The sequence below is a fragment of the Micromonospora sp. NPDC005707 genome (assembly GCF_040631005.1).
Lineage (GTDB): Bacteria > Actinomycetota > Actinomycetes > Mycobacteriales > Micromonosporaceae > Micromonospora.
Window position 1 is genome coordinate 145,194 of record NZ_JBEXYR010000005.1, and the last position, 24,692, is coordinate 169,885.

23 protein-coding genes are annotated in these 24,692 nt (G+C 72.9%); 8 read left to right on the plus strand and 15 right to left on the minus strand.

Going from position 1 to position 24,692, the window contains the following annotated elements; all coding sequences use genetic code 11:
- Position 1: 1 nt before the first annotated feature.
- From ABZ452_RS11185 to ABZ452_RS11195, 3 genes are all read right to left on the minus strand, one after another.
- The gene (locus tag ABZ452_RS11185) at positions 2 to 1,195 is read right to left on the minus strand and encodes an acetyl-CoA C-acetyltransferase (RefSeq protein WP_357941348.1); all 1,194 of its coding nucleotides are present in this window, start codon (positions 1,193 to 1,195) and stop codon (positions 2 to 4) included.
- A gap of 142 nt (positions 1,196 to 1,337) precedes the next feature.
- The gene (locus ABZ452_RS11190) at positions 1,338 to 1,652 is read right to left on the minus strand and encodes a hypothetical protein (RefSeq protein WP_357941350.1); all 315 of its coding nucleotides are present in this window, start codon (positions 1,650 to 1,652) and stop codon (positions 1,338 to 1,340) included.
- Between the two features lie 104 nt (positions 1,653 to 1,756).
- The gene (locus ABZ452_RS11195; RefSeq protein ID WP_357941352.1) at positions 1,757 to 2,089 is read right to left on the minus strand and encodes a hypothetical protein; all 333 of its coding nucleotides are present in this window, start codon (positions 2,087 to 2,089) and stop codon (positions 1,757 to 1,759) included.
- 400 nt (positions 2,090 to 2,489) lie between these two features.
- Between ABZ452_RS11195 and mce the strand changes: the two genes are divergently transcribed.
- The 5 genes from mce to ABZ452_RS11220 all read left to right on the plus strand — a co-directional run bounded on the left by mce (position 2,490) and on the right by ABZ452_RS11220 (position 9,761).
- Positions 2,490 to 2,966 (plus strand): methylmalonyl-CoA epimerase, encoded by a 477-nt coding sequence (gene mce, locus ABZ452_RS11200; RefSeq protein ID WP_357941354.1) that lies wholly within the window; start codon positions 2,490 to 2,492, stop codon positions 2,964 to 2,966.
- 289 nt (positions 2,967 to 3,255) lie between these two features.
- The gene (ccrA, locus tag ABZ452_RS11205) at positions 3,256 to 4,611 is read left to right on the plus strand and encodes a crotonyl-CoA carboxylase/reductase (RefSeq protein ID WP_357941979.1); all 1,356 of its coding nucleotides are present in this window, start codon (positions 3,256 to 3,258) and stop codon (positions 4,609 to 4,611) included.
- 242 nt (positions 4,612 to 4,853) lie between these two features.
- Positions 4,854 to 6,110, plus strand: coding sequence for a DivIVA domain-containing protein (locus tag ABZ452_RS11210; protein WP_357941356.1), 1,257 nt, complete (start codon positions 4,854 to 4,856; stop codon positions 6,108 to 6,110).
- Between the two features lie 173 nt (positions 6,111 to 6,283).
- Positions 6,284 to 8,266 (plus strand): hypothetical protein, encoded by a 1,983-nt coding sequence (locus ABZ452_RS11215; RefSeq protein WP_357941358.1) that lies wholly within the window; start codon positions 6,284 to 6,286, stop codon positions 8,264 to 8,266.
- Between the two features lie 415 nt (positions 8,267 to 8,681).
- Positions 8,682 to 9,761: an AI-2E family transporter gene (locus ABZ452_RS11220; RefSeq protein WP_357941981.1), complete on the plus strand. Its 1,080-nt coding sequence runs from the start codon at positions 8,682 to 8,684 to the stop codon at positions 9,759 to 9,761.
- 3 nt (positions 9,762 to 9,764) lie between these two features.
- Here ABZ452_RS11220 and ABZ452_RS11225 read toward each other — a convergent pair whose 3' ends face one another.
- From ABZ452_RS11225 to ABZ452_RS11255, 7 genes are all read right to left on the minus strand, one after another.
- Positions 9,765 to 10,574: an alpha/beta hydrolase gene (locus tag ABZ452_RS11225; protein WP_357941360.1), complete on the minus strand. Its 810-nt coding sequence runs from the start codon at positions 10,572 to 10,574 to the stop codon at positions 9,765 to 9,767.
- A gap of 66 nt (positions 10,575 to 10,640) precedes the next feature.
- On the minus strand, positions 10,641 to 10,973 hold the full coding sequence (locus ABZ452_RS11230) for a hypothetical protein (protein ID WP_357941362.1): 333 nt from the start codon (positions 10,971 to 10,973) through the stop codon (positions 10,641 to 10,643).
- A gap of 63 nt (positions 10,974 to 11,036) precedes the next feature.
- Positions 11,037 to 12,086 (minus strand): hypothetical protein, encoded by a 1,050-nt coding sequence (locus ABZ452_RS11235; RefSeq protein ID WP_357941364.1) that lies wholly within the window; start codon positions 12,084 to 12,086, stop codon positions 11,037 to 11,039.
- Entirely contained in the window at positions 12,083 to 12,577 is a 495-nt protein-coding gene (locus tag ABZ452_RS11240; protein ID WP_313718476.1) for a SigE family RNA polymerase sigma factor, read from the minus strand. Before ABZ452_RS11240 ends, ABZ452_RS11235 begins: the two co-directional genes overlap by 4 nt.
- 41 nt (positions 12,578 to 12,618) lie before the next feature.
- On the minus strand, positions 12,619 to 14,409 hold the full coding sequence (locus ABZ452_RS11245; RefSeq protein WP_357941366.1) for a 3-hydroxybutyryl-CoA dehydrogenase: 1,791 nt from the start codon (positions 14,407 to 14,409) through the stop codon (positions 12,619 to 12,621).
- Positions 14,410 to 14,532: 123 nt separating this feature from the next.
- Entirely contained in the window at positions 14,533 to 15,597 is a 1,065-nt protein-coding gene (locus ABZ452_RS11250; RefSeq protein WP_357941368.1) for an alpha/beta hydrolase, read from the minus strand.
- An 86-nt stretch (positions 15,598 to 15,683) separates the two neighbouring features.
- Positions 15,684 to 16,142 carry an FHA domain-containing protein gene (locus ABZ452_RS11255; RefSeq protein ID WP_357941370.1) on the minus strand — a complete coding sequence of 153 codons (459 nt, stop codon included), beginning with the start codon at positions 16,140 to 16,142 and terminating at the stop codon, positions 15,684 to 15,686.
- Positions 16,143 to 16,440: 298 nt separating this feature from the next.
- On the opposite strand from ABZ452_RS11255, the gene ABZ452_RS11260 reads away from it, so the two are divergent.
- Positions 16,441 to 17,943 carry an aldehyde dehydrogenase family protein gene (locus tag ABZ452_RS11260; RefSeq protein ID WP_357941372.1) on the plus strand — a complete coding sequence of 501 codons (1,503 nt, stop codon included), beginning with the start codon at positions 16,441 to 16,443 and terminating at the stop codon, positions 17,941 to 17,943.
- A 14-nt stretch (positions 17,944 to 17,957) separates the two neighbouring features.
- Here ABZ452_RS11260 and nucS read toward each other — a convergent pair whose 3' ends face one another.
- Positions 17,958 to 18,617 carry an endonuclease NucS gene (gene nucS, locus ABZ452_RS11265; RefSeq protein ID WP_091269785.1) on the minus strand — a complete coding sequence of 220 codons (660 nt, stop codon included), beginning with the start codon at positions 18,615 to 18,617 and terminating at the stop codon, positions 17,958 to 17,960.
- 71 nt (positions 18,618 to 18,688) lie between these two features.
- Here nucS and ABZ452_RS11270 point away from each other — a divergent pair, with 71 nt between their 5' ends.
- Positions 18,689 to 19,312 carry a DUF4126 domain-containing protein gene (locus ABZ452_RS11270; protein ID WP_357941374.1) on the plus strand — a complete coding sequence of 208 codons (624 nt, stop codon included), beginning with the start codon at positions 18,689 to 18,691 and terminating at the stop codon, positions 19,310 to 19,312.
- Positions 19,313 to 19,496: 184 nt separating this feature from the next.
- Here the strand turns inward: ABZ452_RS11270 and ABZ452_RS11275 are convergent, their stop codons facing one another.
- The 3 genes from ABZ452_RS11275 to ABZ452_RS11285 all read right to left on the minus strand — a co-directional run bounded on the left by ABZ452_RS11275 (position 19,497) and on the right by ABZ452_RS11285 (position 22,891).
- Positions 19,497 to 20,045, minus strand: a complete 549-nt coding sequence (locus ABZ452_RS11275) for a hypothetical protein (protein WP_357941376.1) — start codon at positions 20,043 to 20,045, stop codon at positions 19,497 to 19,499.
- Positions 20,046 to 20,891: 846 nt separating this feature from the next.
- Positions 20,892 to 21,575 (minus strand): response regulator transcription factor, encoded by a 684-nt coding sequence (locus ABZ452_RS11280; RefSeq protein ID WP_357941378.1) that lies wholly within the window; start codon positions 21,573 to 21,575, stop codon positions 20,892 to 20,894.
- Positions 21,576 to 21,598: 23 nt separating this feature from the next.
- Positions 21,599 to 22,891 carry an ATP-binding protein gene (locus tag ABZ452_RS11285; RefSeq protein WP_357941380.1) on the minus strand — a complete coding sequence of 431 codons (1,293 nt, stop codon included), beginning with the start codon at positions 22,889 to 22,891 and terminating at the stop codon, positions 21,599 to 21,601.
- Positions 22,892 to 23,101: 210 nt separating this feature from the next.
- Here ABZ452_RS11285 and phoU point away from each other — a divergent pair, with 210 nt between their 5' ends.
- The gene (gene phoU / locus ABZ452_RS11290; protein ID WP_357941382.1) at positions 23,102 to 23,755 is read left to right on the plus strand and encodes a phosphate signaling complex protein PhoU; all 654 of its coding nucleotides are present in this window, start codon (positions 23,102 to 23,104) and stop codon (positions 23,753 to 23,755) included.
- A 49-nt stretch (positions 23,756 to 23,804) separates the two neighbouring features.
- Here phoU and ABZ452_RS11295 read toward each other — a convergent pair whose 3' ends face one another.
- Positions 23,805 to 24,572, minus strand: a complete 768-nt coding sequence (locus ABZ452_RS11295; protein ID WP_357941384.1) for a phosphoglyceromutase — start codon at positions 24,570 to 24,572, stop codon at positions 23,805 to 23,807.
- Positions 24,573 to 24,692 lie beyond the last annotated feature (120 nt).

The window sequence follows — 24,692 nt, forward strand, 5'->3', positions numbered from 1 at the left end:
GTCAGCTCTCGGCACCGTTCGGAACGTGGATGATCAGCGCGTCGCCCTGGCCACCGCCGCCGCAGAGCGCGGCCGCGCCGGTGCCGCCGCCCCGCCGCTTGAGCTCCAGCGCCAGGGTGAGCACCAGCCGGGCGCCGGACATGCCGATCGGGTGGCCGAGCGCGATGGCGCCGCCGTTGACGTTGATCTTGTCGGTGCTGACCCCGAGGTCCCGCGCGGACTGGATGCCGACCTGGGCGAACGCCTCGTTGATCTCGATGAGGTCGAGGTCGGAGACGCTGAGGCCGCCCTTCTTCAGGGCGTGCTGGATGGCGTTCGACGGCTGCGAGTGCAGCGAGTTGTCGGGGCCGGCCACGTTGCCGTGCGCACCGATCTCGGCCAGCCAGGTGAGCCCCAGCTCCTTGGCCTTGGCCTTGCTCATGACGACCACCGCGGCGGCGCCGTCGGAGATCGGCGAGGAGCTGCCGGCCGTGATGGTGCCGTCCTTGGTGAAGGCCGGGCGGAGCTTGCCCAGCGACTCCGTGGTGGTGTCCGGGCGGATGCCCTCGTCCTCGCTGATCACCAGCGGGTCGCCCTTGCGCTGCGGGATGATCACCGGGGTGATCTCGTCGGCGAAGTGGCCGTTCTTCTGGGCGGCGGCGGCGCGCTGGTGGCTGGCCGCGGCGAACGCGTCCTGCTCCTCGCGGGTGATGCCGTGCTTCGCCCCGAGCCGCTCGGTGGACTCGCCCATCGAGCAGCAGTCCCAGGCGTCGGTGAGACCGTCCAGGGCCATGTGGTCCTTGATGGTCACGTCGCCGTACTTGTAGCCGGAGCGCTGGCCGAGCAGCAGGTGCGGGGCGTTGGTCATCGACTCCATGCCGCCGGCCACCACGATGTCGAACTCGCCGGCCCGGATGAGCTGGTCGGCCAGGGCGATCGCGTCCAGGCCGGAGAGGCAGACCTTGTTGATGGTCAGCGCCGGGGTGGACATCGGGATGCCCGCCTCGACGGCGGCCTGGCGGGCCGGGATCTGGCCCGCGCCGGCCTGGAGCACCTGCCCCATGATCACGTACTGGACCTGGTCCGGCGCCACGCCGGCACGCTCCAGCGCTGCCTTGATCGCGACGCCGCCGAGCTTCGTCGCCGGGAGGTCCTTGAGGTTGCCCAGCAGACGCCCCATCGGGGTCCGCGCGCCGCTGACGATCACCGAAGCCATGCCTGCCTCCGAGGGGGTGCCGACCTGTACGCCTTAACGATTGTTAGGACGCACCATATCTGCCGGGAAGGGCGACAGTACGGTGACCCCGAGCACGTCCGCAATGCGACCCAGTCATGATGATCAATGAAGTTCCGCACGTTCAGCCCTGGCGCGGACGGCGCCGGCGCGGCGGCACCGGCCCCCTGGGCGACGACGCCGGCGAGGGGTGCGCCCCGCGGGTGGCCACCTCGATCCGCGGCGTCCGGTCCGGCGGGAGGTGCTCCCGCTCCGCGACCACCACCACGTCGACCTTCCCGTCGATCATCATCTGCCTGACCTCGTCCCACGGCGCGGTAGTGATGATGCCGAGGAGGCCGTAGCGGCAGCGCCGCGCGTGGTCCAGGCAGGCCATGAGGTGGGGTTCGATCGGGTCGACGTGGGAGGGGATCCAGATGGCGGCGACAGGGCGTGACAATGAACTCACCATCCGCACTCTCCACCGTGTGCAAGTTGCAGATCAACCGTGCGCCGTCCGGGTTCGCATATGCCGAACGATCGATGAGCTGGGTCACCACCGGGTCAACGGCCGGGCGTTCCACCCCGCGGTGACCGGAGGTGGTCGTCGAGGCGGCTCTCCACGTCCTTGAGACGGCGCTCCGCATCGTTGACCGCGTCCCGCAGCGTCCCACGCCCGTCCGGGTGCAGCTCCGTCTCGATCCGCCGCAACCGCTCCGGCACCCCCGGGAGGGCGTCGTGGCCCGGTCGGGCCGGCACCCCGTACCAGTCCTGCCGGAACTCCTCGTTCTGCCGGGCCAGGCGGCGCAGCGGCCGGCTCACCGTCACGGCCAGGGTCAGCGCGCTGAGGATCGCGCCCAGCACGACGCCGGCCGCCGCCCACTGCTCCATCGTCATGCCGACCGCTCCCGAGCCCGGCCGCCCGCGACGGTGGCGCCCCGTGCGCTGCCGCGCCTCTCCGGTGCCGTATGCACGGCTCGACCCTCCCGAGTCCGGTCAGCCCCCGTGCCCGGGCCGCGAGCGCTGGCCGGGGGACGACCATTGCTGATGTGCGTGCCTGTTCGAATCCTGCTCGCGACCTGGTCAGCGGGGCATCGCCCGTCCAGCAGGACGATTGGAGCGGCGCCGGCCGCCGCTCGGGCGTACGGAGGATGCGGGCCGGGTGACCCCGTTCGGGATCCGGCCGTTCGACCGAGGCTCACGCCGAGGACGTTCGAGCGTGGTCCGTTCGGCGGAGTGAGATGCCCGACTGGGAGGGTCTCTGTCTCCCGAACGATCGTTGGATCAGACTGGCGCCATGGCTGAGAACTCCCCCGTCGAGCCCGCTGCCGACCATGTCACAGACATCGGCCTGCGCCGCATCGACCACGTCGGGATCGCCGTGGCGGACCTGGACGCCGCGATCGACTTCTACGCGCGCACCTTCGGGATGCGCTGCGTGCACACCGAAACCAACGAGGAGCAGGGCGTACGCGAGGCGATGCTCGCCGTCGGGCCGACCGCCGAGGGCGGCTGCGTGCAGCTGCTCGCCCCGCTGTCGCCGTCCTCGACGATCGCCAAGTTCCTGGACCGCAACGGGCCGGGCGTGCAGCAGGTCGCGTACACGGTGACCGACATCGACGCGGCCTGCGCGGCGCTGCGCGAGCGCGGCGTGCGCCTGCTCTACGAGAAGCCGAGGCGCGGCACCGCCGACTCGCGGATCAACTTCGTGCACCCGAAGGACGCCGGCGGCGTCCTGGTCGAGCTGGTCGAGCCGGCCGCAACCGGCCACTGAACCGCGCGGAGGGGCGCCGGCCGAGGCGGCCGGCGCCCCTCTCAGCACCTGGGACACGGCGCGGCACTGCGCGGTTTCACGTTCCCACGGACACCTCCACGCATCGGTGGATGCAGTTTTTCACAGAGGACTTCCGGCCCTAGCTACCGTTCAGTAACGTCCGGCCCCACAGGAGTGCGACCGGTGCCGGTTGTGTCGATTGCCGACATGGCGGTCCCGTCGCACCGGCGCCGACGATGGCAGCACCCCTGCCCGCCCGGTGCGGGTGCGCAACGAACGGGAGGTCACCGTGCAGGACATCCTCGAAGCGATCATGGCGGCGGAGGGCTCCGCCCAGCCGGAGCGGGAGCTCGCCGGCATCGCCGGCCTGCCGGTACCCGGGAGCTACCGGGGCGTGGTGGTCCGCGCCGAGGACACCCGGATGTTCGACGGCATGGCCACCCGGGACAAGGACCCGCGCAAGGCGCTGCACGTCCAGGAGGTGCCCACCCCCGAGCTGGGCCCCGGTGAGGCGCTGGTCGCCGTGATGGCCAGCGCCATCAACTACAACACCGTGTGGACGAGCATCTTCGAGCCGCTGCCCACCTTCAAGTTCCTCCAGCGCTACGGCCGGCTCTCCGAGCTGACCCGCCGGCACGACCTGCCGTACCACGTGGTCGGGTCGGACGCGGCCGGCGTGGTGCTGCGGACCGGGCCGGGCGTGACCCGGTGGAAGGCCGGCGACGAGGTGGTCGCGCACTGCCTCTCCGTGGAGCTGGAGGACGCCGCAGGCCACGACGACACCATGCTCGACCCGCAGCAGCGGATCTGGGGCTTCGAGACCAACTTCGGCGGCCTGGCCGAGCTGGCCGTGGTGAAGGCCAACCAGCTCATGCCGAAGCCGCGGCACCTGAGCTGGGAGGAGGCGGCCAGCCCGGGGCTGGTCAACTCCACGGCGTACCGGCAGCTCGTCTCCCACCACGGGGCCAACATGAAGCAGGGCGACGTGGTGCTGATCTGGGGCGCCTCCGGCGGCCTGGGCGGCTACGCCACCCAGATGGCGCTGGGCGGCGGGGCCATCCCGGTCTGCGTGGTCTCCTCGCCGGAGAAGGCCGAGCTGTGCCGGAAGATGGGTGCCGAGCTGGTCATCGACCGCACCGCCGAGGGCTTCCGGTTCTGGAAGGACGAGGAGACCCAGGACCAGGACGAGTGGCGCCGCTTCGGGGAGCGGATCCGCGAGCTGACCGGGGGCGAGGACCCGGACATCGTCTTCGAGCACCCCGGCCGGGAGACCTTCGGCGCCAGCGTCTACGTCGCCAAGAAGGGCGGCACCATCGTCACCTGCGCCTCCACGAGCGGCTACCTGCACCAGTACGACAACCGCTACCTCTGGATGCACCTCAAGCGGATCGTCGGCAGCCACTTCGCCAACTACCACGAGGCGTGGCAGGCCAACCGGCTCGTGGCGCTCGGCAAGGTGCACCCGACCGTGTCGAGGACCTACCCGCTGGAGCAGACCGGCCAGGCCGCGTACGAGGTGCACCGCAACGCGCACCAGGGCAAGGTCGGCGTGCGCTGCCTGGCGCCCACCGACGGGCTCGGCGTCCGGGACACCGAGCTGCGCGCCCGGCACGAAACCGCGATCAACCGGTTCCGCGGGCACTGACGCCGGCATTGCCTTTCCGGTAGGCCGCAACACCATTCGATTGCTGTCCGACAAAGGGCCGCGGGCGCCGACCCGCGGCCCTTTTCGCGCTCTCCCCGCTCGGCCGCCCGACCCGCCCGGGACCTGCCAAGATCGCCGGTTGGTCCGGGCCCGGCACGCGGCGAAGTTGACCATGTAAACAGGACACGAAAGCTGCGCACCGCTCTTGCGAAGCACCCTGGGGCGTCTGCGAGTATGTCCCAATGCCCCAGCAGCAGTCCTCCCCTCTTGCGTTCTTCGATAACGCGAACTCACAGCCCGATTTCACCGTTGGCCTGCGCGGTTACAACACCAACCAGGTCGACGACTTCATCGGCCGGCTGACCGCCGCCCTGAGCCAGTCCGAGCAGGCCCGCGCCGAGGCCGAGCAGCGGATGAACGACGCGCAGCGCCGGCTGCGCCAGGCCGAGCAGCGCCAGGGCGCGCTCGAGCAGAAGCTCACCGAGACCAACAAGCAGCTCGAGGAGAACAACCGGCCGACCCTCTCCGGTCTGGGCACCCGGGTCGAGCAGATCCTCCGGCTGGCCGAGGAGCAGGCCAACGACCACCGCAACGAGGCCAAGCGCGAGTCGGAGGGCATCCTCTCCGCCGCCCGCCTGGAGGCGCGGGAGATCACCGACAAGGCGCGCGCCGAGGCGGCCGCCATGAAGGCCAGCGCCGAGCGCGAGGCCGGCAGCGTCCGCACCGCCGCCGAGCGGGAGGCCGCCGAGGTCCGGGTGCAGGCCCGCCGCGAGGCCGACACCCTGCGCGCCGACGCCGACCGGGAGACCAAGCAGCTGCGCACGGTCACCGCCCACGAGGTGGCCGAGCTGAAGTCCACGGTCGAGCGCGAGGTCGCCACCCTGCGCGCCACCGCCGAGCGGGAGATCACCCAGCAGCGGGCGAAGGCCGCCCGCGAGGCGGAGGAGAAGCGGGCCGAGGCCACCAAGCTGCTCACCGACGCGCGGGACAAGCGCGACAAGGACCTCCAGGCCCTGGAGCTCCAGCTCGCCGAGCGGCGCGAGAAGGCCGAGCGCGAGGAGTCGGAGCGGCACGCCGCCCAGGTCGCGCAGACCCAGAAGCTGGTCAGCGAGGCCGAGCAGCGCGCCCGTGCCGCCCAGGAGCGGGCCAAGGAGATCGAGCAGCGGGCCGAGGCCCGCCGGGTCGAGTCCGAGCGCACCGCCACCGACACGGTGGAGAAGGCCAAGGCGCTGGCCGACAAGACGGTGTCCGAGGCGAGGGCCGAGGCGCAGCGACTGCTCAACGAGGCCCGCACCGAGGCCGAGCTGACCACCCAGGCGGCCCGCCGCGAGGTCGAGGACCTCACCCGGCAGAAGGACGCGGTCACCTCGCAGCTCGGGCAGATGCTCTCCGGTCTCGCCGGCATCGTGCCGGGCGTGCCGGCGGCGGGCGCCAACAAGCCGGAGGCGCCGAAGGCCGACGGCACCGACAAGAAGGTCACGGCCGAGTCGGCCAGCTGACCCCCACCACCCGCAGACGGGGCATGAGCCGCGGCGCGGGGTGACACCGGGTGACCGGTGTCGCCCCGCGCCGTCACGCTTTCCGTCCCGTTTCGCCAGTTCAGTGAACTGTGCCTCCCAACAGGGGCGTCCGTATCGCCCCAGCAGGGCCGGATGCGTGTGAGGATGGGGGCATGTCGCACGGCGAGGAACTGTTCGCCCTCGGCGGGGACGTGACCACGGAGCCCAGCTTCGAGTCCGCTCTGCGGGGGTACGACAAACGACAGGTCGACCGTTACGTCGCTCGTGCGGAGCACGAGATCTCCGCGTTGACGACCGAGCGGGAACAGGCGTACACCCAGATCCACAAGCTGGCCGGCCAGGTCGAGGTGCTGCAACGCGACCTCGCGCAGGTGCGCAAGCAGGTGGGTGTGGTGGACCGCGCCTCGTTCCGGCACCTGGGTCCCCGGGTCGAGCAGATCCTCACCATGGCCGAGGAGCAGGCCGACGACATCCTGACCGCCGCCAACGAGGAGATCGAGGCCCGGCGGGCGGCCGCCGAGCACATCGTCGAGGAGGCCCGGGAGCAGGCGGCCCAGGCCCTCAAGGACTTCGAGATCGCCCTCGCGGCCCGCCGCGCCGAGGAGGAGCGGCACACCGCCGCCCGCAAGGCCGAGGCGGAGTCCACTCTCTCCGCCGCCAAGGCCGAGGCGGAGAAGCTGCGGAAGACCGCCCAGGACGCGCTGGCCAAGGCCCAGCAGGAGGCCACCCAGCTCCGGGACACCGCCAAGGAGATCCACGCCCGCGCCCAGCAGGAGTCCGCCCGGCTGCGCGAGACGGCCAAGGAGGCGCTCGCCAAGGCCCAGCAGGAGGCCACCCAGCTCCGCGAGGCGGCCAAGGAGGTGCACGCCAAGGCCCAGCAGGAGGCCAAGCGGCTCACCGACTCCGCCGCCGAGGCCGGCCGGGCCACCCACGCCAAGGCGCTCGCCGAGGCCAAGAAGGTCGTCGACGACGCGGAGGAGGCGGCGAAGGTCACCCGCGGCCGGGCCCGCACCGAGGCCAACCGGCTCACCACCGAGGCCACCGAGGCCGGCAAGCGCAACCGCGCCGAGGTCGAGGCGTACGTGCAGCGGATGCGGAGCGAGACCGAGGCGTACGTCCAGCAGGCCCGCGCCCAGACCCAGCAGGAGCTGGGCGCCTGGCGGGCCGGCGTGGAGAAGGAGGTCAAGGCCCGGCGCGAGACGTCGGACAAGGAGCTGGCCCAGCGCCGCGCCACCGCCGAGCAGGAGTTCGCCAAGCGCCGCGACGAGCTGGACAAGCAGCACACCAAGCGGCAGGACGAGCTGGAGAAGGCGTACACGGCCCGGCGCGCGGAGATCGAGCAGGGCGCAGCGGAGCTCCGGCGGGCCGCCGAGCAGGACGCGCTCACCATGCGCCAGCGGGCCGAGGAGGAGGCCGCCGAGCTGCTGCGCCGCGCCGAGGCGGACGCCGCCGGCAAGCGCCGCAAGGCCGACGAACACGTGGCCGCCTCGCGGCGGCAGTTCGAGGAGTACGCGGCCACCACGCAGCAGCACCTGGCCACCACCCAGCAGCACCTCGCGGCCACCCAGCAGGAGGTGGCGGCCGGCCGGCAGCAGCTCGCCCAGGTGATGCTGGAGATCGCCAACGCCCAGCAGGAACTGGCCGACCTGCGCACGGAGACCTGGAAGTCCCGGCAGGAGTCCGACGACCTCCAGCGCCGGCTCGCCGAGCTGCGCACGGAGGCCGGTCCGGCCGGCCTGGCCGCGACTCCGGTCGACCCGGCCGAGCTGCCCACCGCGGCGGGCGGCGGCGACGCGGACGGCACTCCGGCGGGCGACCGGACCCCGGTGCCCGCCACCGCCAAGGGCACCACGGCGGTCTCCCCCAACGGTGGCGCCCCCGCGGAGGCCGGCGGGCCGGCGGCGGACGCCGCGACGGCCCGCCCGGTCGGCGAGCCGGTGACCACCGTGGACGGCTCCGGCGCCAGCGCCGGGGTGGACGGCGAGCCGACCGTGGCCGCCGTGCCCGGCGAGGGCGGCCGGGGCGCCACCCCCACGAAGATCACCAGCACCGGCGAGAACGGCAAGCGCCCGACCAAGCCGACCACCGACGAGCGCAGCGCCAAGCCGAGCACCGTCACCGTCGACAAGGACTGAGCGGACCCGGCCCTCCCGGCCGCCTCCGCCGCGCCGCGCCGCCTCGCCGCGCCGCCTCGCCGCGCCGCGCCGGCGTGCTGTGCCGGCGTGCTGTGCCGGCGCGCTGTGCCGGTGGCCCCGGCGGATCTGGTCCGGCTGGTCGCCACCACCTGGCCGGACCGGCGGGATCGGTGCGGAGGGGATGGTCGGGGCGGGCGCCGACCGCTAACCTGCGGGGCAAGAGGGGGCGCGCCGCCGAGGACCCGTCCGGTGCTCACGGTCCGCCGCACGGACGCTCCGCCGGGCCGGAGCGGGAGCCGGGGAGGCACGGGTGTCGCAGGAGGGATCCGCCGGCCCGCACGACGACCGGCCCGACGCCTCGCGCCCGGACCCCGAGCCCGCCCGGACCGGCGAGCCCGCGCGGGCCGAGGTCGCCGTGGAGACCGAGCCGACCGAGTTCGAGCCGAGCGGCCGCTTCGGCGTGCCGGGCCGGCCACTGCGACGCAGCAGCTTCCTGATCGGCTTCACCGGGGCCCTCGGCGTGCTGCTGGCGTACGCGGTGTTCCTGGGCGTACGCAACTCGGTCGGCATCCTGGTGCTGGTGGTGATCGCGCTCTTCCTCGCCGTCGGCCTGCACCCGGCCGTGGTCCGGTTGCGGGGCTGGGGGTTGCCGCACGGGCTGGCCGTGGCGGTGGTGACGCTGACCGTCGTGCTGCTCATCGTCGGCGGGCTGCTGGCGCTGGTGCCACCGGTGGTGACCCAGTCCGGGCAGTTCATCGAGCACCTACCCGGCTACGTCGACGAGCTGCGCCGCAACCCCACCGTCAACGACTTCGTCGAGCGCTACGACGTGATGCGGCGGGTCCAGTCGGCCGCGAACGCGGACACCATCGGCCGGGCCCTCGGCGGCGTGCTCGGCGGGGCGCAGCTCATCTTCGGCACCATCTTCCGGGCGCTGACCGTGCTGGTGCTGACGATCTACTTCCTGGCCTACTTCAACAAGCTGCGCGACCTCGGGTACGCGCTGGTGCCCCGGTCCCGCCGCGAGCGGGTCCGCCTGATCGGCGACGAGATCCTGACCCGGGTCGGCGCGTACATGGTCGGCGCCCTGGCCATCGCGGTGCTGGCCGGGGCGAGCACCTTCGTGTTCGCCCTGGTGGTCGGGCTGCCGTACCCCTTCGCCCTGGCCGTGGTGGTCGCGGTGACCGACCTCATCCCGCAGATCGGGGCGACCCTGGGCGCCGTGGTGGTGACCCTGGTCGGGCTCGCCACCGACCTGCCGGTCGGCATCGCCTGCCTGGTCTTCTTCCTGATCTACCAGCAGGTCGAGAACTACCTGATCTACCCGAAGATCATGCGCCGGGCCGTCTCGGTCAACGAGGTGGCCGCACTGCTGGCCGCCCTGCTCGGGGTGTCGCTGCTGGGTGTGGTCGGCGCGCTGATCGCCATCCCCACGGTGGCCGCGCTCCAGCTCATCCTGCGCGAGGTGGTGCTGCCGCGGCAGGAGTCCCGCTGACCGTCAGCCGGCGCGACGCTGCTCCGGGCCGGGCACCGGGGTGTCGGCGAAGGCGGCCACCGTCCGGTCGGCGTACGCGCTGACGTCGCCGGTCTCCATCGGGCCGTCCCAGGTGGTCGGCAGCGGGACCGGCACGGCCGGGTTGACCCGGCTGACGATCTCGTTGAGCACGGTCTCCGCGTCGCCGACCCAGAGGTGCTTGGCGCCCGGCACCCCGACCACCTCGGCCTGCGGCACGGCCGCGAAGCGCTGCCGGGCCTCCTCGGGGCGCAGGTAGTCGTCGAACTCGGGGACCAGGGCCGTGAGCGGCCGGCCGGACTCGGCCCAGACGGTCAGGTCCGCGGGCGCGGAGTAGCGCAGCGGCGGGGAGAGCAGGATGGCGCCGGCCACGGCCGGGTCACAGCCGTACTTCAGCGCCAGGTCGGTGCCGAACGACCAGCCGACCAGCCAGATGTTCGGCAGCTCGTGGAACTCGGCGTACTCGATGGCGGCGGCCACGTCGAAGCGCTCGCCGACCGCGCCGTCGAAGGCCCCCTCGCTGGTGCCGCGGACGCTGCTGGTGCCCCGGGTGTTGAAGCGGAGCACGGCCAGGTCGGCCAACGCGGGCAGCCGCCAGGCCGCCTTGCGGAACACGTGGCTGTCCATCATGCCGCCGTGGGTGGGCAGCGGGTGCAGGCAGACCAGGGTGCCGACCGGCTCCCGCTCCAGCGGCCGGGCCAGTTCGCCCACCAGCGTCAGGCCGTCGGCGGTGTGCAGCTCGATGTCCTCCCGGCGGCCGGGCAGGATCGACGACGCACGGATCGGTGTGCTCACCGCTCCAGTCTCCCGCGCGGCCGTCCCCGCCGCCCGCCGGGGCGCAAACAGGGTGATCCAGATCGCTCAGCCGTGCCGGGGGGCGCCCCGGCCGCGCTGGAGGTTCGGTCCGCGCCGGTCCCGGGCCCGCCAGCAGCCGCTGTGCCAGTGCCGGCGGTCGGTCAGGTCACCCCGGTCGTCGGCCGGCCAGGCCACCACGTGCGCCACGCCGGGGCGGATCTCCTGGTCACAGCCGGGGCAGCGGTACGTCTTCACCGACGCCCCGCCGGTGATCCCCCGCACCTGCCAGTCGCCGTCGCGCCACTGCTGGACGGTCGGCACGCCCTGGCGCGCCCGCTCGGCGTCCAGATGGGCGGTCTCGTCCCGGCGGGGACGGTTGCGACGGGGGCTCACGGTCACCAAGCGTACGGTCCGCCGGCCGGAGCGCCCCGGGTCGGGCGACTCCGGCCGGCGGTCACCCGGTCACGGCCAGGTCTGCAGGCGGGTCGGGTCCTCCGCCAGCCGCGCCCCGCCCAGCAGCGCGCCCGCGTCCGCCTCGGTGAAGCCCTGGCCCGGCCAGCCGAAGGTGGCTGTCAGCTCCACCTTGGGGATGCCGACCAGGTCGATGGTCCAGCCGTTCGGCGCCACGTACGCCGGCCGGCCACCGACCGTCCGGTTCGACTTGTTGCTCGTGCCGGCCTGCACGGCGTACCGGTACCGGACCGCCATGTACTGCTCCTCGTTCCCCCCCACGCTGAGCTGCGCGGTGATCAGCTCCGGGTACGAGGAGAGGTCGACCTGGCACGAGTTGATCGTGGCGCCCGCCGGCAGCGCGTCGAGCCGCACCGGCGCGGCGCACCGGCGGGCCTCGTCCCAGCGCAGCGCGGCAAGATACCGGGGGAGCGCGATCGCGTCGCCACCCAGCATGCTCGCGCGGGCGAAGAGGCCGGCCGCCGGCTGCCACCAGGTCACGAACCCGAAGTTGCCGTTGCCCGCCGCCACCCGCTGGATCGAGCCGTCGAAGGCGGCCGGCCGCGGCACACCCTCCTGGAACGCCTCGATCCCGAGGTTACGGAAGGTCGTCTCGGAACGGGCCACCTCGACCAGGACCCGCCGTCCTCCGGCGGCCTCGAACCGGATCGACTCGACCTGGCCGGCGTCGACCCCCCAGCCCAGGTACCGGGCCCGCGCCGGGTCGACGCCGAAGTGCAGCACCCGCGGGTCGGTGCCGACCCGGGTCGGGTCGGCGGCCGCCCCGGGCACCCCGTCGGCCCGGGGTGGCACCGGCGCAGGCGCGGTCGGGGTCGCGGCCGTCCACGGCAGCCGGCCGGTCAGCCGGCCGCCGTCGGAGGCGTTCACGCCGGCGAAGGCGACCACGCCGACCAGCGCGAGCGCGGTGCCGGCGGCGACCCGGCGGCGCACCTGCCGGCGCCGGCCGAGGGCCCGGGAGGCCCGCAGCAGGCGATGCGTGTCGGTCTCCCCCTCGGCGCGCTCGCGCAGCACGTCGGAGATTCGCTGGTCGAGGTCGGTCACTGCCGGCTCCCCTTCGTCGTCGGGGCGCCGCAGCGCTCCCGGAGCTGGGCGAGCGCCCGCATCGCGTGGGTGCGGACGGTGACCGGCGAGCAGTCGAGGATCTGGGCGATCGTGGCGTCGTCCAGGTCCTCGTAGTAGCGCAGCACCAGCACGGCGCGCTGGCGGTCCGGGAGGGCGCGGATCAGCCGCCACATCTCGTCCCGGTCGGCCGCCTCGCCGCCGAGGTCACCGCGCTCGGGCCGCTCGGCGAAGGTGTCGACGGCCAGCTCCCGGCTGGACCGCCGGCGCCACCACGAGCTGTTCGCGTTGACCAGCATCCGCCGCACGTACACGTCGGGCCGGTCGGCCCGGGCGATCTTCCGCCAGTGCACGTACGCGCGGGCCAGCACGTCCTGGGTCAGGTCCTCGGCGCGGTGCGCGTCCCCGGTCAGCAGCCGGGCCAGGCGCAACAGGGCCGGGCCGCGGCTGCCGACGTACTCCTCGAAGGTCACGCCCTGAAGACGCCGTCACCGGCCCCGGTTGTTGACCCGGATCAGCGCTTGGTGTGGTCGCGGAAACCGCGGCCGCTCTTGCGGCCCAGGTAGCCGGCGGTGACCAGGTGCTCCAGCAGCGGCGCGGGGGCGAAGCCCGGCTCCCGCAGCTCCAGGTAGAGCTCCCGCTGGATGGCCAGCGAGACGTCCAGGCCGACCACGTCGAGCAGCTCGAACGGGCCCATCGGGTAGCCGCAGCCGAGCTTCATGGCGTAGTCGATGTCGTCGGCGGTCGAGTAGCTGGCCTCCAGCATCTTCACCGCGTCGTTCAGGTACGGGAAGAGCAGCGCGTTGACGATGAAGCCGGACCGGTCGCCGCAGACCACGCCGGTCTTGCCCAGTCCCGCGCAGACCGCCCGGGCCGTGGCGGCGGTCTCCGCCGAGGTGCGGATGGTCTGCACGATCTCCACCAGCGGCATGATCGGCGCCGGGTTGAAGAAGTGCAGGCCGATCACGTCGGCGGGCCGCTGGGTGGCCATCGCCACGTCGATCACCGGCAGCGAGGAGGTGGTGGTGGCCAGCACGACGCCCGGCTTGCAGATCTCGTCGAGGCTGGCGAAGAGCGCCTTCTTGACGCTCAGCTCCTCGACGACCGCCTCGACCACCAGGTCGACGTCGGCCAGGTGGTCCAGGGTGGCCGACCAGGTGACCCGGCCCAGGGCGGCGTCCCGGTCGTCCTCGCTCAGCTTCCCCCGCACCACGCCCTTGTTCAGCGAGGTCTTGACCGCCTCGCACACCTTGGCGGACTTCTCCGCGCCCCGGGTCACCGAGATGACCTCGTAGCCGGCCTTGGCGAAGACCTCGATGATGCCGGTGGCCATGGTCCCGGAGCCGACCACGCCGACCTTGGCGATCGCCCGGGCGCCGTCGGCGAGCGCGGCGCCCGTGCTCACCGGGGTGTGCTCGTCGGGTACGACCACGGGGGAGCCCGGCCGCTCGTAGGTGTAGAAGCCGCGGCCGGACTTCCGGCCCAGCAGGCCGGCCGTGACCATCTGCTTGATCAGCGGCACCGGGGCGTGCCGGCGGTCGCGGCCGCCGCGCCGGTACATGGTGTCCAGGATCTCGTACGCGGTGTCGAGGCCGATCAGGTCCATCAGTGCCAGCGGGCCCATGGGCAGGCCGCAGCCGAGCTTCATGGCGGCGTCGATGTCCTCGCGGGTGGCGTACCGGGACTCGAACATGCCGACCGCGTGGTTCAGGTAGCCGAACAGCAGCGCGTTGGCGATGAAACCGGCGCGGTCGCTGATCGTGACGTCGACCTTGCCGAGCCGCGCGCAGAGCGCCTCCACGTCGGCCACCACGTCGGCCGAGGTGACCACGGTGCGGACCACCTCGACCAGCTTCATGACCGGCGCCGGGTTGAAGAAGTGGATGCCGATGACCTGGTTCGGCCGGGTGGTGGCGACGGAAATCTCGGTGACGCTCAGGGAGGAGGTGTTGGTGGCCAGGATCGCCTCGGGCCGGCAGACCCGGTCCAGCTCGGCGAAGATCCGCTGCTTCAGGTCCAGGTGCTCGGGCACCGCCTCGATCACCAGGTCCACCGAGTGCAGGGCGTCCAGCCCGACCTGCCAGTCGATCCGGGCCAGCAGCGCGTCCCGGTCGGCCTCGGCGAGCTTGCCCTTGGCCACGGCACGGTCGGTGGAGCCGGTGAGGGTGGCCCGGCCGCGCTCCAGGGCGGTCGCGGAGATCTCGACGGCCACCACGTCGATGCCGTTGCGGGCGAACACCTCGACGATGCCGGCACCCATGGTGCCCAGACCCACCACACCCACACTGGTGAACTCGCGCGCCACGACCGGCCTCCCTGGTTGACTCCGCCGTCGCCGACATGAACGGCGGCTAAGGTTATGCGCCGGAGTCTGCCATGTGACGCTGCGTTGTCGAGACGCCGTGGGATATTTCACGCACCGCGTCGCTCAGACCCCGGAGGGCACCTCCGCGAGCGCCAGCAGCTCGGCGACGAACTCGGCCGGCCGCTCCAGGTGCGGGCTGTGCCCGCAGCCGGGCAGCACCACCTCCCGGTACGTCCCGCCGGCCGCCGCGTACCGGTCGAGCACCGCCCGGGTCTGGCCGATCATCGGCTGCGGCGGGCAGTCCGCCGCCCCCGGCCAGCCCGGCACCACCCCGAGCGATCCCAGGTACGCCAGGTCGAACAGCGAGGTGTCCGAGACGATCACGTCGGCGTCGCCGCGTACCCACGTCACCGGCCGCTTGGTCCCGACGGCGACCAACTCCTCGGCGAGCCGGAAGTGCGCGGGCGCCAGCGCGTTGAGCACGCCCCGCTCCCCCGCCGCCACGCCCGGCCAGTGCGCCGAGGCGACCGCCGTGCCGGGGTAGTTGTCCTCGCCGGTGGCGGTGGTCAGCATGCTCTCCAGCAGCAGCTCCTCGTCACCACCGAGCGACGCCGGATCGGCCACGTACGCCGAGCGCAGCACGTTGCGCGGGCTGGTCGGGCCGTCGGCCCCTCGGTCGCGGGCGGCCAGCCGCGCCACGAAGTCGGGGTTCGCGGTGCCCGCGCCGGTGCCGGCGAAGTCCGGCGTCGTGGGGGTGCCGTCGAGGTCCCGGGTCCCACCGAAGCCGTACGGGGAGACCGGCGCCTCCAGCAGCAGCCCGGCCACCCGGTCCGGGTGGTCGACAAGCAGCCGCATCGCCACCCCACCGCCGAGCGAGTGCCCGACCACCACCGGCCGGGCGCCCGGGGCGAACAGGCCGGGGGCCTCGAGCAGGGCGGCCACGTCGTCGGCGAAGTCACCGAGGCCCCGGGTGGCGTCGACCGGGGCGGTGTCGGTGTCGCCGTATCCGCGCAGGTCGGGGGCGACCACCCGGAGCGTCTCCGGCAGCCGGGGCAGCAGTGGCTCCCAGAAGGCGGCGGACGACACGTTGCCGTGCACCAGCAGCACCGGCACGCCGTCGGGCGGACCGGCCACCCGGACCGCCTGGACGATGCCGTTGGCCCGGACCGTGTGTCGCTCGCTTCCCATCCGCGCATGCTGGCACGGCCGCCCGCGACCGGTCCATGTGGGCCACCCCCATCCGGAGGCGGCGGCCGGTGTGGCCGAACGCCGGGTCAGCGGTGCGCGTCGACCGCCAGCGGCAGCGTGCCCCGCGACTCGACCGGCGCCCGCGGCGTCGGCGGGACCGGCAGCGGCAGGGTGGGCCGCTGGTCGCGGCGCGGCTGCCCGAAGCTCATCCCGACCGGGTCGGTCCGGGCCACGCCCGGATCGAAGAAGCGCAGGTCGGTGCGGCCGACCCGGATCACGTCGCCGTCGGTGAGCGGCACGCTGCCGACGATCCGCTGGTCGTTGAGCCAGGTGCCGTTGGTGGAGCCCAGATCGGTGAGCACCACCCCGTCGGAGGTGGCCTGCACCGTGGCGTGCCGCCGGCTCAGGTGCGGGTCCGCCAGCACGATGTCGGCGCTCGGCGCCCGGCCGACCAGCTGTGGATCCCGGCCGACCCGGAAGCTCAGCCCCCGCATCGCCCCACCCGACACCGTCAACAGCGGCATCAGTTCCGGATGCTCCTCCATGGACAGTCGACCTCCACCCCACCGTCGCTCCGCGGCGTCAGCCTGCCACCTCACGGTAATCGGTCCCACCACCGCGTGGTCACCCCCGGGACCCCGGCCGGCCATCTCCTGTTCAACGTTTCGGCGGGCGCCGCCGGTTCAACCGGCGGCACGTTCCGTCGATCCCGCCGGGCCCGCGGCACCGCCGACCTGGGCGGAGTCCGTGGAGCCCGCCGGGCCCGCGGCACCCTTCGACCTGGGCACAGTACGGGCCGCGCGGGACCTACCGGTGAGTAACGCTCGGGTCTAGACTTCGGCCATGACGGCTGTGCGTGTCCCGGGAACCCCGCTCATCGAGGACGGTCGACTGGTGTCGACGAGCCCGGCGACCGGCGAGGAGGCCGGACGGCTCCCGGTGGCGACCGAGGCCGACGTGCGCGCCGCCGTGGATCGGGCCCGCGCCGCCGCCGACTGGTGGGCCGGGCTGGGCTTCGCCGGCCGGCGCGACCGGCTGCTGCGCTGGCGCGGCGTGCTCGCCCGCCGGATGGAGGAGCTGGCCGACCTGGTGCACACCGAGGGCGGCAAGCCGGTCGGCGACGCCGTGGTGGAGATCCTCACCGCCCTGGAGCACATCGACTGGGCCGCCCGCAACGCCCGGCGGGTGCTCGGGCCGCGCCGGATGCGCTCCCGGCTGATCCTCGCCGAGTTCACCGCCCACCTGGAATACCAGCCCTACGGGGTGGTCGGCGTGATCGGCCCGTGGAACTACCCGGTCTTCACCCCGATCGGCTCCGCCGCCTACGCCCTCGCCGCCGGCAACGCCGTGGTGTTCAAGCCGAGCGAGTACACCCCGGCCGTCGGGCAGTGGCTCGTGGACCGGTTCGCCGAGGTGGTGCCGGAGCAGCCGGTCCTTCAGGCCGTGCACGGGCTCGGCGACGTCGGCGCGGCCCTGTGCCGCTCGGGGGTGGCGAAGCTGGCCTTCACCGGCTCCACGGCCACCGCGAAGAAGGTGATGGCCGCCTGCGCCGAGACGCTCACCCCGGTGCTGCTGGAGGCCGGCGGCAAGGACGCCATGATCGTGGACGCCGACGCCGACCTGGACGCCGCCGCCGAGGCGTGCGTCTGGGGTGCGCTGACCAACGCCGGGCAGACCTGCATCGGCATCGAGCGCGTCTACGCGGTCGACCAGGTCTTCGACGCCTTCGTCGACAAGGTGGTGACGAAGGCCGGCCGGCTCACCGTCGGCCCCGACGGCGCCGACATCGGGCCGATCACCATGCCCTCCCAGGTCGACGTGATCCGCCGGCACATCGACGACGCGGTGGCCCGCGGCGGCCGGCCGGTGCTCGGCGGCCCCGAGGCGGTCCAGCCGCCGTACGTGCACCCGACCGTGCTCGTGGACGTGCCGGAGGACTCGACCGCGGTGCGCGAGGAGACCTTCGGGCCGACGCTGACCGTCAACCGGGTCCGCGACGTGGACGAGGCCGTCGACCGGGCCAACGCCCTGTCGTACGGCCTCGGGGGTTCGGTCTTCGGCCGCAAGCGCGCCGTTGCGGTCGCCCGGCGGCTGCGTTCCGGGATGGCCGCGGTCAACTCGACGCTGACCTTCGCCGGCATGTCCACGCTTCCGTTCGGCGGCGTCGGCGACTCCGGCTTCGGCCGGATCCACGGCGAGGACGGGCTCCGCGAGTTCGGGCGGGCCAAGTCGATCACCCGCCGCCGGGCCCGGTCGCTGCTGCCGTCGATGACCTTCGAACGCACCCCCGCCGACGTCGCCCGCCTCGTCAAGGCCGCCAAGCTGATGTACGGCCGGGGCCGCTGACCGGCCCTTCCGACTCAGAACAGGGTCAGCTCGTCGCGCTCGATGCCGCGCAGCTTGTCGTAGTCGACCACCACGCACCGGATGCCCCGGTCGGTGGCGAGCACCCGCGCCTGCGGCTTGATCTCCTGCGCGGCGAACACCCCGGCGACCGGGGCGAGCAGCGGGTCACGGTTCATCAGTTCGAGGTAGCGGGTGAGCTGCTCCACGCCGTCGATCTCGCCGCGCCGCTTCACCTCGACCGCGACCGCGCCCTGGTTGGCGTCCCGGCAGAGCAGGTCGACCGGGCCGATCGCGGTCATGTACTCCCGCCGCACCAGCGTGAAGCCCTCGCCGAGGGTCTCCGGGTTGGCGGCGAGCAACTCCTGCAGGTGCGCCTCCACGCCGTCCTTGCGCAGGCCCGGGTCGACACCCAGCTCGTACGAGGTGTCCTGGAAGATCTCCTCCAGGGTGATGCGCAGCTCCTCGCCGGCCTTGTTGACCACCCGCCACACGCCGGGAGCCTCCTCAAGCCGGCACGGCGGGCTCATCCAGTTCAACGGCTTGTACGCCCGGTCGTCGGCGTGGATGGACACCGAGCCGTCCGCCTTCACCATGAGCAACCGGGTGGCCAGCGGCAGGTGCGCCGAGAGCCGTCCGACATAGTCCACCGAGCACTTCGCAATCACCAACCGCACCCGACGAGGGTAGCGGAGCACCCGGCGGTCGCCGACGAGCGCCACTGGCGTACCGGTGCGATATTGAGATCGTGCTCGAAGTCCTCACCGGTTCCGGGCTCGCCGCATCGGCGGGCCTGAACGCCTACATCCCCCTTCTGCTCATGGGTCTGCTCGCGCGCTACACCGACCTCATGGAGCTGCCGAGCGGCTGGCAGTGGCTGGGCAACGGCTGGGTCCTGCTGATCCTCGCGGTGCTGCTCGCCGTCGAGATGGTGGCCGACAAGGTGCCGGTGGTCGACCACGTCAACGACGTGGTGCAGACGGTGGTCCGGCCGACCGCCGGCGGCCTGGCCTTCGGCGCCGGCTCCAGCTCGGAGACGGTGACGGTCAGCGACCCGGACACCGACACCTTCTTCTCCTCGCACCAGTGGGTGCCCGTGGTGGTCGGCGTGCTCCTCGCGCTCGGCGTGCACCTGCTCAAGTCGGCGGCCCGCCCGGTCATCAACGCGACCACCGCCGGCTTCGGCGCCCCGGTGGCCAGCACCGCCGAGGACGCGACCAGCGCCGTCATGTCGGTGGTGGCGATCCTGCTGCCGGTGCTCGTGCTGGTGTTCCTGGTCGGGTTCGTGGCGTTCCTGTTCTGGTTCCTGCGGCGGCGTCGTTCGCGGCGTCGCGAACGCCAGGCTGCTCGGGCGGCGGGATTCCGGGTCTGAGTTTGTAGCGGTTGAGGCTGGGAGCGAGGGTGACCGGCTCCGGACGGTCGGGCTTGCTCCCTGCGCCGGTCACCCTCGCCCCCAGCCCGTCGCGGTCCTTCGCCATCCGTCCGTCGCGGCTTTCCCTGGGTACGCCGCTGGCCGGCACCCCGTTTGGGGGTGCCGGCCAGCGTTCGTTCGGCTGTCAGCTGTTCCAGTTGTGGGTGACGATGTCGGTGGCCTGCTGCTCCCACTGGGCGTACGCGTCGGGGTAGGCCGAGACCTGCACGGTCTGCGCGGCGTCGGTCAGGGGCATCTTGTCCCAGCCGTCGACCTGCTTGAGGCCCTTCAGGAAGGCCAGGGTCGAGTACTCGGGGTCGGTGATCTGCTCCGGCGTGCCCCAACCACTGGACGGGCGCTGCTGGAACAGGCCCAGCGAGTCGTGGTCATTCTTGTCGCCGAGGTGGCCCAGGTTCTCCAGCTTCGACTCCTGCAGGCTGGTGGCGATCGAGATGACCGCGGCCCGCTCCGGCAGGCCGGCCTTCTTCGTCGCGGCGATGATCGCCTTGGCGTTGGCCGTCTGCTCACCGTTCAGCTCGATGTGCGACTGGGCGCCCTGCACGCTCACCGCTGCCGGCGTGGTGCCCTGCACGGGGGCGGCGTCGGCGTGGGCGGCGACCGGACCGGCGAAGATCCCACCGGTGAAGGCCAGACCAGCAATACCCAGCACACTCTTACGCAGCATCGTGTTCATGGGGGTAGCTCCATTCGGGGGTTGGCGCACACCCGGGCCGACGGGGGTCGGCTCTCACTGGCGTGCGCAAGCACCGTCAGGCGCTCAAGAAAGTCTTAGGGGATCATCCAGCGGACGGGGCGAAGGCCTCTTCGTCGCGCCGGGACCATGTACAACGACCGCCGGGCCACCGTCATTCCCGGCCGGGCAGTCCCGCCTCGGCGGGCCGTCACGCGGGCCGCTCACCCCGTCGGGCGGGGCGTGGTCCTCTGTCGTTCACCCGGATACAACGACCCCCACCCGCCGGCCATTCCGCCGCCGGGATGCCGCCCGTCACCCGCGAAACGGACACCGCACCCAGACACGGACCGTCGGTGGAACGGTATGGAGGTATCCGGGCGCGGGAGACATACATGAGGTTCCACTCACCGGCCGAGGGCGTGCGCGAACCGGACGTTCTGCCGCGCCGGCAGCGGTCGGTGGAACGGTATGGAGGTCATCCGGGCCGGGAGACATGCATCGCGGTTCACTCGTCGGACCGCGGCCCGTCACGAACCAGACAATCCGCCACGCAGGCATGGTCAAGGGGACGCCATGGTCGTATCCCGGGGCCGGGAGACGCACGGGGCGTTCCGCTCCGCCGGCCGGGACCGGGAGACGCACGCGGCGTTCCGCTCCGCCGACCGGGGCCGGGAGACGCACGCGGCGTTCCGCTCCGCCGGCCGGGACCGGAAGACGCACCCGGCGTTCCGCTCCCCCGACCGGGGCCGGAAGACGCACCCGGCGTTCCGCTCCGCCGACCGGGACCGGGAGACGCACGGGGCGTTCCGCTCCGCCGACCGGGGCCGTGCGGTCAGGGAGCGGCGGTCACGGCTCGAACTTGTAGCCGAGGCCGCGGACCGTGACGATGTAGCGCGGGGCGGACGGCTCCGGCTCGACCTTGGAGCGCAGCCGCTTGACGTGCACGTCCAGCGTCTTGGTGTCGCCCACGTAGTCGGCGCCCCAGACCCGGTCGATGAGCTGCCCGCGGGTGAGCACCCGGCCGGCGTTGCGGAGCAGCAGCTCCAGCAGCTCGAACTCCTTGAGCGGGAGCTGCACGGCGGCGCCGTCGACGGTCACCACGTGCCGCTCGATGTCCATCCGGACCGGCCCGGCGGCCAGGGTCGGCGCACCCGATTCGGTCGCGTCGGCGCTCTGCCGGCGCAGGACGGCCCGGATCCGGGCGACCAGCTCGCGGGGCGAGTACGGCTTGGTGACGTAGTCGTCGGCCCCGATCTCCAGGCCGACCACCTTGTCGATCTCACTGTCCCGGGCGGTGACCATGATGATCGGCACGTGGGACCGCTGCCGGAGCTGGCGGCAGACCTCGGTGCCCGACATCTCCGGCAGCATCAGGTCGAGCAGCACGATGTCGGCGCCGGTCCGGTCGAACTCGGTGAGGGCGGAAGTGCCCGTCGCGGCGACGGAGACCTCGAAACCCTCCTTGCGGAGCATGTAGGACAGGGCGTCGGAGAACGATTCCTCGTCCTCCACCACCAGTACGCGGCTCAACGGGGTGTTTCCTTTCCTGTCGGTCAGACCTGCCGGAGCTCGGCCGGGCCGGCCTCGATCTCAGCGGAGGAGAGTGTCGCCTCCAGGTCGTCCGGTGGGCGGGCGGGCAGCCGGAGGGTGAACGTCGACCCCCCACCAAGAGTGCTCGACACATCCACCCGGCCGCCATGGTTGCTGGCGATGTGTTTGACGATGGCCAGGCCGAGGCCGGTGCCCCCGGTGGCCCGGGAGCGGGCCTGGTCGGCCCGGTAGAACCGCTCGAAGATCCGGTCGACCTCGTTCGGGGCGATGCCGATGCCCTGGTCGGCGACGGCGATCTCGACGTGCTCGTCGGAGGCCCGGGCGGTCACCCGGACCGTGGTGTCCTCGGCCGAGTAGTTGACGGCGTTCTCCACCAGGTTCGCCACGGCGGTGGCGAGCTGGCTGTCGCTGCCGTACGCGGTGAGCCCGCGCTGCCCGTCGACGAGGATCTCCACGTGCCGGGCGGTGGCCGCGGTGCGGGTCCGGTCGACGACCTCGGCGATCACCCAGTCCAGCGAGACGGGCTCGGGCGCGGGCTGGGGCTCGGCGCCCTGGAGCCGGGTCAGTTCCAGTAGTTCCTGCACCAGCCGGCCGAGCCGGGTCGACTCGTGCTGGATCCGCTCGGCGAACCGCCGGGCGGCGATCATGTCCTCGGACAGCTCGGCCGGTCCGTCGCCGGCCGGCTCGGTGGCGTCCACCAGCGCCTCGGCGAGCAGTTGGAGGGCACCGATCGGGGTTTTGAGCTCGTGACTCACGTTGGCCACGAAGTCGCGCCGGACCCGGGCCAGCCGGTGCGACTCGGTGACGTCGGCCGCCTCGATCGAGATGTAGCCGGCGCCCAGTCCCATGGCGCGCAGGTGCACGCCGAGCGGGTTGTCCCCCGCGCTGTCGCGGCCACGCGGCAGGTCCAGCTCGATCTCGCGGCGGACGCCCGTGCGGCGGACCTGCCCGGCGAGGGTACGGATCAACGGGTGCGCGGCGATGGAGCCGGGTGTGGCCCCGGTGCGGAGCAGGCCCATCGCCCGGGCGGCCGGGTTCACCAGCACCGGCATGTCGTCCGGGTCGAGCACCACCACGCCGGCGCGCAGCGCGTCGACCGTCTTGCGGCCGAGCCCGGAGAGCCCGCCCTGCTGGTCGTCGGGAATCGCGAGCCTCCCTGAACTGCGACGGGAGGTCTGGCCTCCCGGCGGCGCCGACCGGCGTCGCCATTCCTGGACGCGTCCGGACAGCAGCAGGCCGGCGACCAGCCCGGTCACCAGCGCCACGGCCACCGCGACCGCCACCGCCCATTCCACCCGGCGATCGTATGGTCATTGTTAACCCGGCGATCGGGCATAACAGGACGAACCACTCTCACTTTCGGGAATGTTCACTCGCGGGTCCCGCGTCGTTCACCCGCGTTCATCTTGACGCCGGTTCCCCGGGCCTACCGTGGGTCGCGCACCTGCTCACGCCGTATCCGCCCATCCGGTCGGAGCGGCGAACACCGACCCCAGGAAGTGACGATGCGCGACGAGTTCCGGGCCGACCTGCAGATTGTCAGCCAGCTGCTGGTGGACATGGCCGAGGGGGTGCGGGCGGCCATGCGACAGGCCACCCGGGGCCTGCTCACCGCGGACCGCTCCGCGTCCGAGACGGTGATCGCGCGGGACGCCGAGATCGACGAGCTGTACCGGCACGTGGAGGAGCGGGTCTGCGACCTGCTGGCCCGGCAGGCGCCGGTCGCCTCCGACCTTCGCGCCATGATCACCGCCCTGCACGTGGCCGCCGACCTGGAGCGGATGGGCGACCTCGCCGACCACGTCGCGAAGACGGCGCTGCGCCGGCACCCCTCGCCGGCGGTGCCGGCCGAGCTGCGCCCGGTCTTCACCGACATGGCCGCCATCGCCGACCGGATGGCCGAGAAGATCGCCTCGGTGCTGGCGAAGCCCGACGCCGACCTGGCCGCCGAGTTGGACCGCGACGACGACACCATGGACGACCTGCACAAGAGCCTCTTCGGCGTACTGCTCGGCGACGACTGGCCGTACGGGGTGGAGACCGCGATCGACGCGACCCTGCTGGGCCGCTTCTACGAGCGCTTCGCCGACCACGCGGTGAACGCCGGCGAGCACGTGGTCTACCTGATCACCGGCGAGACGGCGCCCTCGGCGACCTGAGCCGGACACGACGAAGGCCCCCGGTCGCCCGGGGGCCTTCGTCGCCGGGTCAGCGGCCCTGGTTGGCGACCGCGGCAGCGGCTTCCTTGGCCGCGTCCGGGTCCAGGTAGGTCCCGCCGAGGACCTGCGGGCGCAGGTTCGCGTTCAGGTCGTAGCGCAGCGGGATGCCGGTGGGGATGTTCAGCTTGGCGATCGCCTCGTCGGAGATCTCGTCGAGGTGCTTGACCAGGGCGCGGAGCGAGTTGCCGTGCGCCGCCACCAGCACGGTCCGGCCGGCCAGGATGTCCGGCACGATCGAGTCGTACCAGTAGGGCAGCATCCGGTCGACGACGTCCTTGAGGCACTCCGTACGCGGCATCAGCTCGGTCGGCAGCAGCGCGTAGCGGGGGTCGCCCACCTGCGACCACTCGTCGGCGTCGTCGATCGGCGGCGGCGGGGTGTCGTAGGACCGGCGCCAGAGCATGAACTGCTCCTCGCCGTACTCGTCCAGGGTCTGCTTCTTGTTCTTGCCCTGCAGGGCGCCGTAGTGCCGCTCGTTGAGCCGCCACGACCGGCGCACCGCGATCCAGTGCCGGTCGGCGGCGTTCAGCGCCAGCTCGGCAGTGCGGATGGCGCGGCGCATGACGCTCGTGTGCACGACGTCGGGCAGCAGGCCGTGCTCGCGGAGCAGCTCGCCGCCGCGCCGCGCCTCGGTCTCGCCCTTGGCGGTCAGGTCGACGTCGACCCAGCCGGTGAAGAGGTTCTTGGCGTTCCAGTCGCTCTCGCCGTGCCGCAGCAGGACCAGCGTCCCGACGGTGGGCCCTTCGCTCGCAGTCATGCGGATCATCCTGCCGTACCTCGCCGGCGGACACGCGGGGACGGGTCGTGACGACCGCCACGTGGAAAAGCTGATGACCGGCGTTCCGGGGCGGCACTAGGTTGTAAGGCGCTGGAGATA

Bases quoted from the DNA above. Each gene is read 5' to 3' on its own strand.
- ABZ452_RS11185 (WP_357941348.1), bottom strand. From the start codon at position 1,195: ATGGCTTCGGTGATCGTCAGCGGCGCGCGGACCCCGATGGGGCGTCTG.
- ABZ452_RS11195 (WP_357941352.1), bottom strand. From the start codon at position 2,089: ATGACGATGGAGCAGTGGGCGGCGGCCGGCGTCGTGCTGGGCGCGATC.
- mce (WP_357941354.1), top strand. From the start codon at position 2,490: ATGGCTGAGAACTCCCCCGTCGAGCCCGCTGCCGACCATGTCACAGAC.
- ABZ452_RS11210 (WP_357941356.1), top strand. From the start codon at position 4,854: ATGCCCCAGCAGCAGTCCTCCCCTCTTGCGTTCTTCGATAACGCGAAC.
- ABZ452_RS11215 (WP_357941358.1), top strand. From the start codon at position 6,284: ATGTCGCACGGCGAGGAACTGTTCGCCCTCGGCGGGGACGTGACCACG.
- ABZ452_RS11250 (WP_357941368.1), bottom strand. From the start codon at position 15,597: ATGGGAAGCGAGCGACACACGGTCCGGGCCAACGGCATCGTCCAGGCG.
- ABZ452_RS11255 (WP_357941370.1), bottom strand. From the start codon at position 16,142: ATGGAGGAGCATCCGGAACTGATGCCGCTGTTGACGGTGTCGGGTGGG.
- ABZ452_RS11260 (WP_357941372.1), top strand. From the start codon at position 16,441: ATGACGGCTGTGCGTGTCCCGGGAACCCCGCTCATCGAGGACGGTCGA.
- ABZ452_RS11275 (WP_357941376.1), bottom strand. From the start codon at position 20,045: ATGAACACGATGCTGCGTAAGAGTGTGCTGGGTATTGCTGGTCTGGCC.
- phoU (WP_357941382.1), top strand. From the start codon at position 23,102: ATGCGCGACGAGTTCCGGGCCGACCTGCAGATTGTCAGCCAGCTGCTG.
- ABZ452_RS11295 (WP_357941384.1), bottom strand. From the start codon at position 24,572: ATGACTGCGAGCGAAGGGCCCACCGTCGGGACGCTGGTCCTGCTGCGG.